At 64.4% G+C, this 14,741-nt stretch carries 15 protein-coding genes; 10 read left to right on the plus strand and 5 right to left on the minus strand.

Annotated elements, in window-relative coordinates:
• Nucleotides 1–157: 157 nt before the first annotated feature.
• A complete protein-coding gene (locus OKW45_RS27895; protein WP_026225683.1) occupies nucleotides 158–403 on the minus strand; it encodes a hypothetical protein in 246 nt (81 codons plus the stop codon).
• 244 nt (nucleotides 404–647) lie between these two features.
• Here OKW45_RS27895 and OKW45_RS27900 point away from each other — a divergent pair, with 244 nt between their 5' ends.
• Both OKW45_RS27900 and OKW45_RS27905 read left to right on the plus strand, forming a co-directional pair.
• Nucleotides 648–2,537: a glycoside hydrolase family 15 protein gene (locus OKW45_RS27900; RefSeq protein ID WP_018419894.1), complete on the plus strand. Its 1,890-nt coding sequence runs from the start codon at nucleotides 648–650 to the stop codon at nucleotides 2,535–2,537.
• A gap of 179 nt (nucleotides 2,538–2,716) precedes the next feature.
• Nucleotides 2,717–3,994, plus strand: a complete 1,278-nt coding sequence (locus OKW45_RS27905; protein ID WP_018419893.1) for a polyhydroxyalkanoate depolymerase — start codon at nucleotides 2,717–2,719, stop codon at nucleotides 3,992–3,994.
• Between the two features lie 124 nt (nucleotides 3,995–4,118).
• On the opposite strand, the gene OKW45_RS27910 is transcribed toward OKW45_RS27905, so the two are convergent.
• A complete protein-coding gene (locus OKW45_RS27910; RefSeq protein WP_013088849.1) occupies nucleotides 4,119–4,751 on the minus strand; it encodes a TetR/AcrR family transcriptional regulator in 633 nt (210 codons plus the stop codon).
• Nucleotides 4,752–4,991: 240 nt separating this feature from the next.
• On the opposite strand from OKW45_RS27910, the gene rsxB reads away from it, so the two are divergent.
• The 3 genes from rsxB (at nucleotide 4,992) to OKW45_RS27925 (ending at nucleotide 7,164) form a co-directional block, all read left to right on the plus strand.
• The gene (gene rsxB / locus OKW45_RS27915) at nucleotides 4,992–5,897 is read left to right on the plus strand and encodes an electron transport complex subunit RsxB (protein WP_429472336.1); all 906 of its coding nucleotides are present in this window, start codon (nucleotides 4,992–4,994) and stop codon (nucleotides 5,895–5,897) included.
• A gap of 43 nt (nucleotides 5,898–5,940) precedes the next feature.
• Complete coding sequence (gene nth / locus OKW45_RS27920) at nucleotides 5,941–6,585, plus strand: endonuclease III (RefSeq protein ID WP_018419891.1); 645 nt, start codon at nucleotides 5,941–5,943, stop codon at nucleotides 6,583–6,585.
• A 144-nt stretch (nucleotides 6,586–6,729) separates the two neighbouring features.
• Nucleotides 6,730–7,164 (plus strand): DUF1841 family protein, encoded by a 435-nt coding sequence (locus tag OKW45_RS27925; RefSeq protein ID WP_018419890.1) that lies wholly within the window; start codon nucleotides 6,730–6,732, stop codon nucleotides 7,162–7,164.
• A gap of 126 nt (nucleotides 7,165–7,290) precedes the next feature.
• Here OKW45_RS27925 and OKW45_RS27930 read toward each other — a convergent pair whose 3' ends face one another.
• Nucleotides 7,291–7,671, minus strand: a complete 381-nt coding sequence (locus OKW45_RS27930; protein ID WP_018419889.1) for a c-type cytochrome — start codon at nucleotides 7,669–7,671, stop codon at nucleotides 7,291–7,293.
• Nucleotides 7,672–7,717: 46 nt separating this feature from the next.
• Nucleotides 7,718–8,086 (minus strand): c-type cytochrome, encoded by a 369-nt coding sequence (locus OKW45_RS27935; RefSeq protein WP_018419888.1) that lies wholly within the window; start codon nucleotides 8,084–8,086, stop codon nucleotides 7,718–7,720.
• A gap of 315 nt (nucleotides 8,087–8,401) precedes the next feature.
• Here OKW45_RS27935 and OKW45_RS27940 point away from each other — a divergent pair, with 315 nt between their 5' ends.
• The 5 genes from OKW45_RS27940 (at nucleotide 8,402) to OKW45_RS27960 (ending at nucleotide 13,569) form a co-directional block, all read left to right on the plus strand.
• On the plus strand, nucleotides 8,402–9,244 hold the full coding sequence (locus OKW45_RS27940; RefSeq protein ID WP_018419887.1) for an AAA family ATPase: 843 nt from the start codon (nucleotides 8,402–8,404) through the stop codon (nucleotides 9,242–9,244).
• Nucleotides 9,245–9,272: 28 nt separating this feature from the next.
• Entirely contained in the window at nucleotides 9,273–10,448 is a 1,176-nt protein-coding gene (locus OKW45_RS27945; protein WP_018419886.1) for a vWA domain-containing protein, read from the plus strand.
• Nucleotides 10,449–10,509: 61 nt separating this feature from the next.
• Complete coding sequence (locus OKW45_RS27950; protein ID WP_429472338.1) at nucleotides 10,510–11,727, plus strand: benzoate/H(+) symporter BenE family transporter; 1,218 nt, start codon at nucleotides 10,510–10,512, stop codon at nucleotides 11,725–11,727.
• A gap of 214 nt (nucleotides 11,728–11,941) precedes the next feature.
• The gene (tal, locus tag OKW45_RS27955) at nucleotides 11,942–12,895 is read left to right on the plus strand and encodes a transaldolase (protein WP_026225682.1); all 954 of its coding nucleotides are present in this window, start codon (nucleotides 11,942–11,944) and stop codon (nucleotides 12,893–12,895) included.
• Between the two features lie 254 nt (nucleotides 12,896–13,149).
• Entirely contained in the window at nucleotides 13,150–13,569 is a 420-nt protein-coding gene (locus OKW45_RS27960; RefSeq protein WP_429472340.1) for a VOC family protein, read from the plus strand.
• A gap of 32 nt (nucleotides 13,570–13,601) precedes the next feature.
• Here OKW45_RS27960 and OKW45_RS27965 read toward each other — a convergent pair whose 3' ends face one another.
• Nucleotides 13,602–14,726 carry an FUSC family protein gene (locus OKW45_RS27965; protein ID WP_429472342.1) on the minus strand — a complete coding sequence of 375 codons (1,125 nt, stop codon included), beginning with the start codon at nucleotides 14,724–14,726 and terminating at the stop codon, nucleotides 13,602–13,604.
• Nucleotides 14,727–14,741: the final 15 nt, after the last annotated feature.

Raw genomic sequence — 14,741 nt, forward strand, 5'->3', positions numbered from 1 at the left:
GATGGACGCGCGCGACCGCCCGCGCCACGGGATCGACCTGACGCGACCCAGCGTGAAGAGACGGATAGGAGATGCAAAGGCGCGGTGCGAAGGGATGCGGCGAATGGCCGGCGCGGATACGCCAGGAACCTGCGCTACGAACGCTCGGCCCTAGCGCTCAACCGTTCGCCAGCTGTTCGAGCCGCAGGCGCCCCTGCAACGACAGCGCGCCGACCGCATAATGATCGGCATCCTGCTGATAGCGCCGGAAGCAGGCCCGCTCGACCAGGAAGGAGGCGGCAGCCAGCAAGTCGTTGCGGCTCAGGCCGAGCCGGCCATGATCGAGCGGCAGCATGGAGTCGCCGGCAAGCTGGCTGGCGGCCGAGAGAATCGTGATGCAATCGGATTTCGAAGGGTTCAGCATGGCTTTCGTCCTCGGAAACGGCGTCTGCATGCGCCATGAGCAAGGCCGATTCGCAGTCCGGCAGCTCGCCGGACATCGGCATGAAATTTGATTGTATGCATGGATTTGACAATTTTCCAACCCGCGTTTTGCCGTACTGTGCGGTGAACCAAACACTGCCGATCATGGTCCGGTAATAACACCCCCTCGAAGCTCGGCTGCTGTCGCCGTCCGTAATAACGACTCGTTTTCCGACACGCTTTCCATGCCTGCATACATCGAAGACTACGCACTCATCGGCGATGGCCATACCGCCGCGCTCATCTCCCGCGAGGGTTCCGTCGACTGGCTCTGCTGGCCGCGCTTCGACTCGGGCGCCTGCTTCGCCGCGCTGCTCGGCACGCCCGACAACGGCCGTTGGCTGCTCGCCCCCGCCACCGAGGGCGAGCATGCCGCGCCGACCATCACGCGGCGCTATCGAGGCGAAACGCTGATCCTCGAAACCGACTTCGAAACGCCCGACGGCGCCGTCACGCTGATCGATTTCATGCCGCCCGGCAACGGCTGGTCTGAGCTGATCCGCATCGTCGTCGGCAAGCGCGGCACCGTGCGCATGAAGATGGAACTCGTGCTGCGCTTCGACTACGGCTTCTCGATTCCGTGGGTCGACAAGCTCAAGCACGACAGCGGCATCAAGGCGATCGTCGGCCCCGACAACGCGGTGCTGCGCACGCCGGTCGAGCTGCACGGCGAAGACATGAAGACCGTCGCGGAATTCACGGTAACCGAGGGCGAGCGCGTGCCTTTCTCGCTCGCGTACGCGGCGTCGCATCTGCGCATTCCGCCCGCGCGCGATCCGCACACGTCGCTCGCGCGCACCGAGAACCACTGGCTCGAATGGGCGGCGCGCGGCACCGTCGAAGGACGCTGGGCCGGGCCGATCCGCCGCTCGCTGATCACGCTGCGCGCGCTCGCCTACGAGCCGACCGGCGGCATCGTCGCGGCGCCCACCACGTCGCTGCCCGAGCGGCTCGGCGGCACGCGCAACTGGGACTACCGCTACTGCTGGCTGCGCGACGCGACCATCACGCTGCTCGCGATGATGCGCGGCGGCTACTACGACGAAGCGCGCGCCTGGCGCAGCTGGCTCGGCCGCGTGATGGCGGGCGCGCCGGACCAGTTGCAGATCATGTACGGCATCGGCGGCGAGCGACGCCTGCCCGAATCCGAAATCGACTGGCTGCCCGGCTACGAGGGCGCGAAACCGGTGCGCATCGGCAACAACGCGGTCGGGCAGCGTCAGCTTGACGTCTACGGCGAGGTGATGAACGCGCTGCATCTCGCGCGCGTCGGCGGCCTGCAGGCGGACGTCACCGCGTGGAGCGTGCAGCGCGCGATGCTGGAGCACCTGACCAAGATCTGGCGCGAACCCGACGAAGGCATCTGGGAGACGCGCGGCGGCCCCGAGCATTTCACGTTCTCGAAGGTGATGGCGTGGGTCGCGTTCGACCGCGCGATCCGCTCGGCCGAAATGTTCAAGCTCGACGGCCCCCTCGACGAATGGCGCGCGACGCGCGACACGATTCACGCCGAGGTCTGCGAGAAGGCATGGAATCCGGAGCTCAACGCGTTCTCACAGTACTATGGCAGCGATCAGCTCGACGCGAGCGTGCTGCTGATGCCGCTGGTCGCGTTCCTGCCGCCGCAGGATCCGCGCATCAAGGGCACGGTCGAGGCCATCGAGCGGGACCTGATGCACGGCGGCTTCGTGCTGCGCTACCGCACCACGGAATACGACGACGGCTTGCCACCGGGGGAAGGCACCTTTCTTGCTTGTTCGTTCTGGATGGTGGATAACCTTGCGCTGCAGGGGCGCGTGCAGGAAGCAACCGAGATGTACGAGCGGCTGCTCGCGCTGTGCAACGACGTCGGCCTGCTGTCCGAGGAGTACGACCCGGTCGATAAACGTCTCGTCGGCAATTTTCCGCAGGCGTTCTCCCACGTGGCGCTCGTGCACACCGGACTGAACCTGATGAAGCACGAGCAGGAGATGGCGCAGGCGACCGGCCATCCGGCGCATAACGGCATCCGCGCGACGGAGCTTGAGGTTCAGGCAAGCCCTGATAGCGGCGGAGCAGCATCGCCGTTAGCATGATGCCGTGACAATTTGCGTACACTGAATGCGAATATTGTTGCATTGCACAAATTTGCCTTGTTCGATATCATCGATCTGTCTGTCGGCCGACAATAATGTGCCTACAACCACAATGGCCCGCCGCAACGCCTCACGCGTGTTTGCGAAGCCCCATGCGAACCGCTTAAAACGGAGCGAACATGCTCTATCAATTTCATGAATTCCAGCGGGCGATGTTGAGCCCCCTCACTGCCTGGGCTCAGGCTGCATCGAAATCATTTGCGAATCCGGCCAGTCCGCTAGCCTATGTGCCGGGCGCCACGCGCCTTTCCGCCGGCTACGAACTGCTTTACCGGCTCGGCAAGGACTACGAAAAGCCCGAGTTCAATATTCACCAGATTGTCAAAGACGGCCATAACATTCCGATCGTCGAGCAGACATTCATCGAAAAGCCGTTCTGCCGTCTGATGCGCTTCAAGCGCTTCGCGGACGACAGCGAAGCTGTCAGCCAATTGAAAGACGAACCGGTCGTGCTCGTCTGCGCACCGTTGTCAGGACACCACGCCACACTGCTACGCGATACCGTGCGCACGTTGCTGCAAGACCACAAGGTCTACATCACCGACTGGCTCGACGCGCGCATGGTGCCGCTAGAAGCCGGCTGGTTCGGTCTGAACGACTACATCGCGTATATCCAGGAATTCATTCGCCATATCGGCGCGAAGAATCTGCACGTGATCTCGGTGTGCCAGCCGACCGTGCCGGTGCTCGCCGCCATTTCGCTGATGGCGAGCCGCGGCGAGGACACGCCGCGCACGATGACGATGATGGGCGGCCCGATCGACGCACGAAAGAGCCCGACCTCGGTCAATTCGCTGGCCACGCAGCACTCGTACGAGTGGTTCGAGAACAACGTGATCTTCACGGTGCCGCCGAACTATCCGGGCGCGGGCCGCAAGGTCTATCCCGGCTTCCTGCAGCACACCGGTTTCGTCGCGATGAATCCGGAGCGTCACGCGGCGTCGCACTGGGATTTCTACCAGAGCCTGCTGCGCGGCGACGAGGACGACGCCGAAGCGCACCGCCGCTTCTACGACGAGTACAACGCGGTGCTCGACATGGATGCCGACTATTACCTCGACACGATCCGCGTCGTGTTCCAGGAATTCCGTCTTGCCGAGGGCACGTGGGTCGTCAACGGCGAACCGGTGCGGCCGCAGGACATCACGACGACCGCGCTGTTTACGATCGAAGGTGAACTCGACGACATTTCCGGCGACGGCCAGACTTACGCGGCGCACGACTTGTGCAGCGGCATTCCGGCGAAGAGCAAGCGTCACTTCACTGCGGAGAAATGCGGCCACTACGGCATTTTCTCGGGCCGCCGCTGGCGCACGATCATTTACCCGCAATTGCGCGACTTCATTCTCGAGCACAACAAGGCAGCAAAGACGGCGAAAGAAAAAGTCGAAGCCTGAGCATTAAACTTGCATTAGCATATAAAAAGCCAACGGTCCCGTTCGAGGCCGTTGGCTTTTTTATCGCGCTTTGTTCGTGATACTGATTTTTTGCCGCGGCCCGTGATCACCGCCGCACTGCCCGTTACTTTCTCAACAAATACGCGAGCAGCAGCTCTGTATTCATCTGAATCACCTCGCTGCGTTCGGCGGCGCTGCTGAAATCGCGGCCGAGCGTCGCCTCGAGCGTGAAACGGTTCGATACGATGTAGTAGCCCATGCCCGAGAGCGTCACGTAAAAGCGCAGCGGGTCGATGTTCGTGCGAAACAGCCCCGCGCGCTGCCCACGTTCGAGAATGCCGCCGAGCGTGGCGACGATCGGCGAAATCATTTCGCGTATGCGCGTGGACTTCTGCATATAGCGTGCTTCATGCAGATTCTCGTTGTTGATGAGCCTCAACAACTCGGGATGATCGCGGTAGTAGTCCCACACGAAATGCGCGAGACGCGTCACCGCCTCGACGGGCGCGATTCCGTTGAGTTCGAGGGTGCGTTCCGCTTCGTTGAGCGCGCTGAACGCGTGCTCGAGTACCGCGGTGAATAGCTGCTCCTTGCTACCGAAGTAGTAATAGAGCATTCGTTCATTGGTTTCCGCGCGGCGAGCGATCTGATCGACCCGCGCGCCGAACAGCCCTCCATTTGCAAACTCTTCCGCCGCCGCGAGCAAGATGCGGCGCCTCGTGCCTTCAGGATCTCTTTTGATTTTCGGCTGATTCATGGTGGCATCGTCTTCGTGAGCCGCGTTCTCCGGATCGCGCCGCCGGCCTCTCCTCGAGCCTTTTTGTGGCGGCGTTTAGCGGGCGCGTCGTGGTTGGGAAACACACCCTTTTCTGCGGTCTTTCGAATGAAGCGCTTCGATTATGGCACATGGATTGCGAATGGCAATCCGGGAAATCGGCGATAATGTGCTATTTAGTTCAGGTCGTGCGATCGCACGGCAAGCTCCCGCGCCGCAACCGTGACAGACGTCAAAACACTCGCGGATCGCATCGAAGATCTGCTGCCCCAAACGCAATGCACGAAGTGCGGTTATCCCGCATGCCGTCCGTATGCCGAAGCCGTCGCCAATGGCGAGGCGAACTATAACCAGTGCCCGCCCGGCGGCGCCGAGGGCATCGCGCGCCTCGCCGCGCTGCTCGGCAAACCGGTGATTCCGCTCAATTCGGCCAATGGCGTCGAACGTCCGCGTCCGTTGGCGGTTATCGACGAACAGGTGTGCATCGGCTGCACGCTGTGCATGCAGGCGTGTCCGGTCGACGCGATAGTTGGCGCACCGAAACAGATGCACACCGTGGTCGCCGAGCTATGCACCGGCTGCGACCTGTGCGTGCCGCCCTGCCCGGTCGACTGCATCACGATGCGCCCCGTGACCGGCGAGGCCACCGGCTGGGATGCATGGAGCCAGAGCCACGCGGACGCCGCGCGGGCGCGTCATAACCGCCACGAGACCCGTCTCGCGCGCGAGCGCGACGCCGCCGAAGCGCGTGCTGCGGCGCGGCGAGCCGCAAGCGCGCCGGCGGCTGCGCCGCACGCGGTTGCGGCAAGCGGCGCGGCAGTGCAGTCCGAGGCCCCCGCCGCCCCGATTGCGGACGACGCGGAAGCGAAGAAACGCGCGATCATCCGGGCCGCGCTCGAACGCGCGCGCAAGAAGAAGGAAGACTTGGCCGCGAAAGGCCAGGGACCGCTGAACACCGAGAACGTCAGCGCCGACGTGCAGGCACAGATCGACGCCGCCGAAGCGCGCCGCCGCCGTCTCGGTGTTGCCAGCGGTGGCGACACGCCCGGCTCGGAGCAGCAGTCCGACGAGTCAAATGAGTCAACCGAATCCAATCCGCCGTCCAACTCGCCGCCTACCGCGCGCTGACCACGCCGACGCAACCCGGCCCACTCACACGGACCCGCTCCGCATGAACGCGAACAAACGCCGCGCGATCTACGAAACGCTTCAGAGCCTCAATCCGCATCCGACCACCGAACTCGAGTACACGACGCCGTTCGAACTGCTGATCGCGGTGCTGTTGTCGGCGCAGGCGACCGACGTGTCGGTCAACAAGGCGATGCGCAGGTTGTTTCCGGTCGCGAACACGCCGCAGAAGGTGTTCGACCTCGGCGAGGAAGGTGTCGCGAGCTATATCAAGACGATCGGTCTGTATCGCACGAAGGCGAAGAACGTGATCGCGACCTGCCGCATGCTGCTCGACCAGTACGGCGGCGAGGTGCCCGAGGATCGCGAGGCACTCGAAGGGCTGCCCGGGGTCGGCCGCAAAACGGCCAACGTGATCCTGAACACTGCATTCGGCCATCCGACCATCGCGGTCGACACGCACATTTTCCGCGTTGCCAACCGCACCGGCCTCGCGCCCGGCAAGGACGTTCGCGCGGTCGAAGCGGCACTCGAAAAATTCACGCCCGCCGAATTCAGGCAGGATGCGCACCACTGGCTGATCCTGCATGGACGCTACGTGTGCAAGGCGCGCCGCCCCGAATGCTGGCATTGTGCGATCGAGCCGCTTTGCGAGTTCCGGCCGAAGACTCCGCCACCCGATCTATAAGGCCGGCCCAGCTCGAAACCCGAGGCCGTGCAGCGCGCCTGCAGCCCACGGGGCCGCCGCGTAAAATAACGCCTTACGCGCAGCGCGCACTGCGGACATGCACCGTCGCGCTCCGCGCCCTCACTCCCACGCACCGGTTCCACGATGTTCAATCCCAGCCGCGACGAAGTTCGCCTCTTTTTCACCGACACCTGGCGCAAACAGCGCCAGGGCGAGATTTTGACGCCGCTCGAGGCGATCGCCGCCGACTGGATCGTCGAGCATCCCGAATATCACGCCGATCTCGCCGATGGTCCCGCCGCCCAGGCGCAGGACTATTCGCCGGAGCGCGGACAGACCAATCCGTTCCTGCACCTGTCGATGCACCTGGCGATCTCCGAGCAGTTGTCGATCGATCAGCCGCCCGGCATTCGAGCCGCGCATGAGCGGCTCGCCGCGCGCCTCGGTTCGACGCACGAGGCGCAGCACGCGATCATGGACTGCCTCGGCGAAACCATCTGGGAAGCGCAGCGCACCGGCACGCCGCCGGACACGGACGCGTACCTGCAGCGCATCGAACGGCGCGCGACGCGCGACTGAGGCGACTGGAAACTCTGGCGTGGCACCACGCCAGCACGCCGAGGTACGACGCCCTCAAAGCAAAACACCCCGCCAAGGCGGGGTGTTTTGCTTTTGAAGCTTCGGCGCGAAACCGGCGCCCGACGCTTACTTTTTCTGCACGAGGTCGCCTTTCAGCGATTCGACGTAGGCGGCGATGTCCTTCATGTCGCCTAGCGACAGGCTCTGCACCTGTGCCTGCATGATCGCGTTGTTGCGGCCGAGGTGTGGATTGCCAGTACCCATCTGGTACTGACGCAGCGCCCAGAACACATAGTCGGCGTGCTGACCGGCCAGCTTCGGATACTCCGGGCTCACCGGCTTGTTCAGGTTGGGACCGTGACAGGCCGCGCAGTTGTGGCTGTCGGCGAGCACCTTACCGTTGCCGGCGTCGGCCGCGTGTGCTGCGTTCGCCGCGGCCAGACCGATTACCGTCGCCGCGCCGACCGCCTTGAATACCGTGTGGAGTGCCTGTTGGGGCTTGATCATGAAATCTCCTATCCCGCGAATTGGATGTGCTGGTGACCGACGCCGATCACTTGTCGGGATTGTTTTTCGAAGCGGCAGTTTGCGCTGCGTAGTACGCGGCGACATCGGCAATGTCCTGATCCGACAGCGTCACCGCGATCGCGTGCATCGTGGCGAAATGGCGGTCGCCCTTCTTGTAGGCGCGCAGCGCGTTTTCGAGGTACGCCTGATTCTGGCCACCGAGCATTGGCACGCGGAAAACCTCTGGATAAGCCGTGCGGTATTCAGGGATGCCGTGGCAGCCGATACACATCGCGACCTTGTCCCGGCCCGCCTTGGCGTTGCCTACGACATCCGCTGCCTGCGCATTGGCCGCATACCCCGCGAGCACCGACAGCGCTGCGATCACGACGTGTTTGCCGACGAATTTATTCATAGATGTAACCTGGCTTGAGGGGAAACGGGTGCCCACAAAGGCAGCGGTCCGCGCCGTTCTTCTTGTAGGGTAGCCACGCAGGCCAAAAAAATCGGGCTAATTGTACCGCGACGCCGCGCCGAACGTCCACCGGACACGGGGGCCGCGCAACGCCCGCCGGGACGGGTCCACGCCATGACCGCGGCGGCTTCGCAACGACGCCACAGCGGCACCGCGGCCGCGTCGCTGCGCGGCTGACACCATACGTGAGACGGTTTCAGGCCAACAGGCCTTCTGACTTATACTGGGTTTTTTCCCGCACAAGAGCATCTCGCCATGCGTTTCGAAGGCTCATCGCAGTACGTCGCCACCGACGACCTCAAGCTCGCGGTCAACGCCGCGATGACGCTCAAACGTCCGCTGCTGATCAAGGGCGAACCCGGCACTGGCAAGACCATGCTTGCCGAGGAAGTCGCCGCCGCGCTCGGCATGCCGCTCTTGCAATGGCACATCAAGTCGACCACCAAGGCACAGCAGGGGCTGTACGAATACGACGCGGTGTCGCGTCTGCGCGATTCGCAGCTCGGCGACGAGCGCGTGAAGGACATCCGCAACTACATCGTCAAGGGCGTGCTGTGGCAGGCGTTCGAATCGGACGAGCAGAGCGTGCTGCTGATCGACGAGATCGACAAAGCCGACATCGAATTCCCGAACGACCTGCTGCGCGAACTCGACCGCATGGAGTTCTACGTGTACGAGACGCGCGAGCTGGTGCGCGCGAAGCATCGCCCGCTCGTGATCATCACGTCGAACAACGAGAAGGAGTTGCCCGACGCGTTCCTGCGCCGCTGCTTCTTCCACTACATCCGGTTTCCGGATGCGACGACGATGCAGCAGATCGTCGACGTGCACTACCCCGGCATCAAGAAGGATCTGCTCGCCGCGGCGCTGCAGAGCTTTTTCGAGCTGCGCAACGTCGCGGGACTGAAGAAGAAGCCGTCCACCTCCGAACTGCTCGACTGGCTCAAGCTGCTCCTCGCCGAAGACATTCCCCCCGAAGCACTGCGCTCGGCCGATCAGAAGCAGATCGTGCCGCCGCTGCACGGCGCGCTGCTGAAGAACGAACAGGACGTGAGCCTGTTCGAGCGGCTGCTGTTCATGAACCGCAACAACCGTTGAGCGGGCGCCGCGCCGCAGGACATCCAGCATGCTGATCGACTTTTTCTACTCGCTGCGCGCCGCCAGACTGCCAGTCTCGGTGAAAGAATACCTGACGCTGCTCGAAGCGCTGAAGGCCAACGTGATCGCGCCGTCGCTCGACGAGTTCTACTACCTCTCGCGCATCACGCTCGTGAAGGACGAGCAGTACTTCGACAAGTTCGACCAGGCGTTCGGCGCCTTTTTCAACGGTGTCGCGGCGACCTCGGAGCTCGCGTTCGAGATTCCGCCCGACTGGCTGAAGAAGAAGCTGCAACGCGATCTGTCGCCCGAGGAAAAGGCGCAGATCGAGGCGATGGGCGGCATCGACAAGCTGATGGAGCGCCTGAAGGAACTGTTCGACGAGCAGAAAGAGCGCCACGAGGGCGGCAACAAGTGGATCGGGACGGGCGGCACGTCGCCGTTCGGTCACGGCGGCTATAACCCCGAAGGCGTGCGCATCGGCGGCGACGCGGCCGGCAATCGCACGGCCGTCAAGGTATGGGAAGCGCGCGCGTATCGCGACTACGACGACCAGGTCGAAATCGGCACGCGCAACATCAAGGTCGCGCTGCGACGGTTGCGCCGTTTCGCCCGCGAAGGCGCCGCGGAAGAACTCGACCTGCCCGACACGATCCGCAGCACCGCCGCGAACGCCGGCTGGCTCGATCTCAAGATGGTGCCCGAGCGGCACAACAACGTGAAGGTGCTGATGCTGCTCGACGTCGGCGGCTCGATGGACGATCACGTGAAGCGCACAGAGGAGCTGTTCTCCGCCGCGAAGGCCGAGTTCAAGCACCTCGAGTTCTACTATTTCCACAACTGCGTGTACGACTTCCTGTGGAAGCACAACCGCCGCCGCCATGCCGAGCGCACACCGACGTGGGACGTGCTGCACAAGTTCACGCCCGACTACAAGCTGATCTTCGTCGGCGACGCGACCATGAGCCCGTACGAAGTGTTGCAGCCCGGCGGCTCGGTCGAGTACAACAACGCCGAGGCCGGCGCGGTGTGGTTGCGCCGTCTCGCCGACCACTTCCCGCACTTCGCGTGGCTGAACCCGGAGCCGGAAGCGCTGTGGCCGTACCGGCAGTCGGTCAGCGCGATCCGCGAAGTGCTGGGCCACCGCATGTATCCGCTGACGCTCGCGGGCCTCGAGACGGCCATGCGGGTGCTGAGCAAGTAACGCCCGCCGTTCCAGAATCCACGTCCCGTCGCTCTAACTTCCAAAACAAGAAAGCCTTCGCATGAGTTCGTCCCCGTCGCCCCAGCTGTCCGCCGCCACGCCGCAGAGGCGCTTCAATCCGCTCGCCGATACGTCGCTGTCGACGATCGTCGCGGGCTTCGTCGCGGCGATGACCGGCTACACGAGCTCGCTCGTGCTGATGTTCCAGGCGGGCCAGGCCGCGCATCTGAGCGACGCGCAGATTTCGTCGTGGATCTGGGCGCTGTCGATCGGCATGGGCCTCTGCACGATCGGCCTGTCGCTGCGCTTTCGCGCGCCGATCGTGATCGCGTGGTCGACGCCGGGCGCGGCGCTGCTGGTGTCGTCGCTGCCGCATGTCGAGTATGCGCAGGCGATCGGCGCATTCATCTTCTGCGCGGCGCTGCTGACGCTGGTCGGCGTCACCGGCTGGTTCGATGCGCTGATGAAGCGGATTCCGTCCGGCCTCGCGGCAGCGCTGCTCGCGGGCATCCTGTTCGAGATCGGCATCGAGATTTTCCGCGCCGCGCAGTACCAGACCGCGCTCGTGCTGACGATGTTCTTCACCTACCTGATCGTCAAGCGGTTCGTGCCGCGCTATGCGATTCCGACCACGCTCGTGGCAGGCACCGCAGCCGCCGGCGGCCTCGGGCTGCTCGACTTCAGCCACTTTCACGTCGCGCTCGCGCATCCGGTGCTGACGCTGCCGTCGTTTTCGGCGGCGGCTTGCGTGAGCATCGGCATTCCGCTGTTCGTGGTCGCGATGGCCTCGCAGAACGTGCCGGGCATCGCGGTGCTGCGCGCCGACGGCTATACGACCCCGTCCGCGCCGCTGATCGCGACGACCGGCGTCGCATCGCTGCTGCTCGCGCCGTTTGGCTCGCACGGCATCAATCTTGCGGCGATCACGGCGGCGATCTGCACCGGCCCTGAAGCGCACGAAAACCCCGCCAGGCGCTACACAGCGGCCGTATGGGGCGGCATTTTCTATCTGCTCGCGGGCGTGTTCGGCGCGACGATCGCCGCGCTGTTCGCGGCGTTCCCGAAGGAACTGGTCGTCTCCGTCGCGGCGCTCGCGCTGTTCGGCTCGATCATGAGCGGGCTCGCCAATGCGATGCAGGATACGAGACAGCGCGAGGCGGCGCTCGTCACGTTCATGGTGACCGCCTCGGGACTCACGCTGCTGTCGATCGGCTCTGCGTTCTGGGGGCTCGTCGCCGGCGTGGTGACGCAAGTCGTGCTGAACGCGCGGCGCGTGTGAACGGATCGCCACGCCCGGCTGTCCATACCCGGTGTTCATACCGTCCTCGGCGATCCGCCATAGAATAGATGTATCCGGCAGCGTTTCCCAAGCCATCGTGGGACGCGCTGCGGCTTGACCCGCGGCCGCCGGCGCCGGCTGATTCCTCCTGCCGGCGCGGCGGCGTCCTCACTTCTCCTGAACCATGGCGCACACGCGCCCTGAAGGCCCGAACATGACAACCGCACTCGACCAACTCAAGCAATACACCACCGTGGTGGCCGACACCGGCGACTTCCAGCAGCTCGCGCAGTACAAGCCGCGCGATGCGACCACCAATCCGTCGCTGATTCTGAAGGCCGTGCAGAAAGACGACTACCGGCCGCTGCTCGAAAAGACCGTGAAGGCGCATGCGTCGAAGCCGGCCGGCGCGATCATCGACCAGTTGCTGATCGCCTTCGGCACCGAAATCCTGAAGATCATCCCGGGGCGGGTGTCGACCGAAGTCGACGCGCGCCTGTCGTTCGACGTCGAAGGCTCGATCGCGAAAGGCCGCGAGCTGATCGCGCTGTACAAGGAACACGGCATCGAGCGCGACCGCGTGCTGATCAAGCTCGCGTCGACGTGGGAAGGCGTGCGCGCGGCCGAGGTGCTGCAGAAGGAAGGCATCCACTGCAACATGACGCTGCTGTTCTCGCTCGTGCAGGCCGCCGCCGCCGCGGAAGCTGGCGCGCAGCTGATCTCGCCGTTTGTCGGCCGCATCTACGACTGGTACAAGAAGAACGCCGGCAGCGCGTGGGACGAAGCGAAAGACGGCGGCGCCAACGATCCGGGCGTCAAGTCGGTGCGCCGCATCTACGCGTACTACAAGAAGTTCGGCTACAAGACCGAGGTGATGGGCGCGAGCTTTCGCACGACCTCGCAGATTCTGGAACTGGCCGGCTGCGATCTGCTGACGATCAGCCCCGACCTGCTGCAGAAACTGCACGAGAGCACCGACAAGGTCGAGCGCAAGCTGTCGGCGGAGACATCGCACGACGCGGACATCGAGCGCGTGCCGGTCGACGAGAAGTCGTTCCGCTTCCTCCTCAACGACGAAGCGATGGCGACCGAGAAGCTCTCCGAAGGCATCCGCACGTTCGCCGCGGACGCGGTGAAGCTGGAAAAGCTGATCGACACGCTGCGCTGAGGCGCCGGAGGCGGCGGGCGTGGCTGGCTGAGTGACGCTCACGCTCGCTGCGCCGCTCCGCGCGAATGCCATCCATGACAGGCGGCGCTGGACCTCACGGTTCAGCGCCGCTTCTCGTTCACGCTGGGTCGCCACCGGCGACGTAGCGTCACAATCGACGCGCCGCCACCGACTACAATCGACTTCACGCCTCTCCCCGCCGCCGCTGGCGAGGAACGACGGCGCCCGCCCAACGCCTGACCATGGAGACGATCATGTACGTTCAGCCCTATGTGTTCTTCAACGGCCGTTGCCAGGAAGCGCTCGATTACTACACCGACAAGCTCGGCGCCGAGGTGACCTTCAAGATGCTGTTCAAGGAAGCGCCGCCGGACGCGCACAATCCGCCACGCCCCGAACTCGCCGACAAGATCATGCACGCGAGCGTGCAGCTGGGCTCGAGCACGTGGATGGCTTCCGACGGCAACTGCGATCCGGCGGCCGGCCCGTTCAATGGCTTCAGTCTGTCGCTGACCGTCGATGACGACGCGTCGGCGGAAAAGTGCTTCAACGCGCTCGCCGATGGCGGCCAGGTCGCGATGCCGTTCCAGCAAACGTTCTGGAGCAAGGGCTTCGGAATGGTGGTGGACCGCTTCGGCATGATGTGGATGGTCACGCTGCCGCCGCAGGTTTGAGGCTTTCGGGGCAGGGCCGCCAGCGCTAGCACCTACCTACCACGCGTCGCCCGCTCGTGCCGCTCGATGTTCCAGTTCGGCTCGGTCTCCAGCAATAGCGCGCGCAACCGGTCTACCTGCTCCGCGAGCCGCTGACCGAGCCAGTACGGCCCTTGCCAGTCGGGCGGCAACGCGGTGGCCACGTCGCCGTGCCCCTTCGCGAGCGGCGCCGCGGCCGGAATGCCAAAGCGCGACGGACGGCCAAAACGCAGCCCGCGCGCGGTGGACAACAGGATCGCCCGCACGGCGCGCACCTCGGCGCCGCAACGCGCTGCATAGGTGGTGCGTGCGGCGGCATCGGCGTTCATCAGCGGCCCCGTGGCAAGCAGTTCCAGCGAGCTGAGCACCGAGCGATGCAGCCGCTGGATCTCCTCGAGCCTCGTCTGCGGCACGTCGATTTCCTTCGCGACCGACGGCATCAGCGAGCGCAGTTGCACGAGCCGCTTGTTGATCCGCAGGAAGCGCTTGACCTGCTCCTCCTCGGTGATCGTTTCGCCGTCGAGCAGCCGCGCGTAGATGCCCGCGCATTCGCGCAGATTGGCGGCGAGGCCGTAGCGCCACGAATACGTCGCGTGCAGAGGAAACGCGAACGAAGACGCCAGCGCGATGACGATACCGATCAGCACGTTCAGCGTGCGCCACAGGCCGACGTCGATCAGATTGTCGCCGTGGCCCGCAACGATGCACATCGTGATGGCGGTCAGGAGCCCGATATAGCCGGACGAGCCAATCGCGAACCATGCGCAGATCGACGCGATGATCGCCTCCAGCACATAGGTGAGCGGCAGCGAACCGATGAAGTGCTGTTGCACGATCAGCAGGAGCCCGATCGATGCGCCGAGCAGCGTGCCGGCCGCGCGTTCGGCCGCTTTCTTGCGGATATTGCCGTGATGCTGCAAGCCGCCGATCACGACCAGCAGCGTCACCGACGACCAGATGCCGTGCGGAATATCGATGCCGGTCGTCGCGAGAATCGACACCAGCATCGCGAGGCCGACGCGCAGGCTATGTAGCACCTTGGCGTGCCGGTAGCGGTAGTACGGCGACGTGACCGCGCGCACCATCCGGCTGAGCGCCGCGCGGCGGGAAACCAAAGTGGGAGTATCGGCAGCAGCCATGGCGGCGCGCGGCGA

The organism is Paraburkholderia lebeckiae, assembly GCF_050436225.1.
GTDB classification, from domain to species: domain Bacteria; phylum Pseudomonadota; class Gammaproteobacteria; order Burkholderiales; family Burkholderiaceae; genus Paraburkholderia; species Paraburkholderia tuberum.

What these genes read in the sequence shown, in the direction of transcription:
- OKW45_RS27895 (WP_026225683.1), bottom strand. Translation starts at nt 403, where the DNA reads ATGCTGAACCCTTCGAAATCCGATTGCATCACGATTCTCTCGGCCGCC.
- OKW45_RS27900 (WP_018419894.1), top strand. Translation starts at nt 648, where the DNA reads ATGCCTGCATACATCGAAGACTACGCACTCATCGGCGATGGCCATACC.
- OKW45_RS27905 (WP_018419893.1), top strand. Translation starts at nt 2,717, where the DNA reads ATGCTCTATCAATTTCATGAATTCCAGCGGGCGATGTTGAGCCCCCTC.
- OKW45_RS27910 (WP_013088849.1), bottom strand. Translation starts at nt 4,751, where the DNA reads ATGAATCAGCCGAAAATCAAAAGAGATCCTGAAGGCACGAGGCGCCGC.
- nth (WP_018419891.1), top strand. Translation starts at nt 5,941, where the DNA reads ATGAACGCGAACAAACGCCGCGCGATCTACGAAACGCTTCAGAGCCTC.
- OKW45_RS27925 (WP_018419890.1), top strand. Translation starts at nt 6,730, where the DNA reads ATGTTCAATCCCAGCCGCGACGAAGTTCGCCTCTTTTTCACCGACACC.
- OKW45_RS27930 (WP_018419889.1), bottom strand. Translation starts at nt 7,671, where the DNA reads ATGATCAAGCCCCAACAGGCACTCCACACGGTATTCAAGGCGGTCGGC.
- OKW45_RS27935 (WP_018419888.1), bottom strand. Translation starts at nt 8,086, where the DNA reads ATGAATAAATTCGTCGGCAAACACGTCGTGATCGCAGCGCTGTCGGTG.
- OKW45_RS27940 (WP_018419887.1), top strand. Translation starts at nt 8,402, where the DNA reads ATGCGTTTCGAAGGCTCATCGCAGTACGTCGCCACCGACGACCTCAAG.
- OKW45_RS27945 (WP_018419886.1), top strand. Translation starts at nt 9,273, where the DNA reads ATGCTGATCGACTTTTTCTACTCGCTGCGCGCCGCCAGACTGCCAGTC.
- OKW45_RS27950 (WP_429472338.1), top strand. Translation starts at nt 10,510, where the DNA reads ATGAGTTCGTCCCCGTCGCCCCAGCTGTCCGCCGCCACGCCGCAGAGG.
- tal (WP_026225682.1), top strand. Translation starts at nt 11,942, where the DNA reads ATGACAACCGCACTCGACCAACTCAAGCAATACACCACCGTGGTGGCC.
- OKW45_RS27960 (WP_429472340.1), top strand. Translation starts at nt 13,150, where the DNA reads ATGTACGTTCAGCCCTATGTGTTCTTCAACGGCCGTTGCCAGGAAGCG.
- OKW45_RS27965 (WP_429472342.1), bottom strand. Translation starts at nt 14,726, where the DNA reads ATGGCTGCTGCCGATACTCCCACTTTGGTTTCCCGCCGCGCGGCGCTC.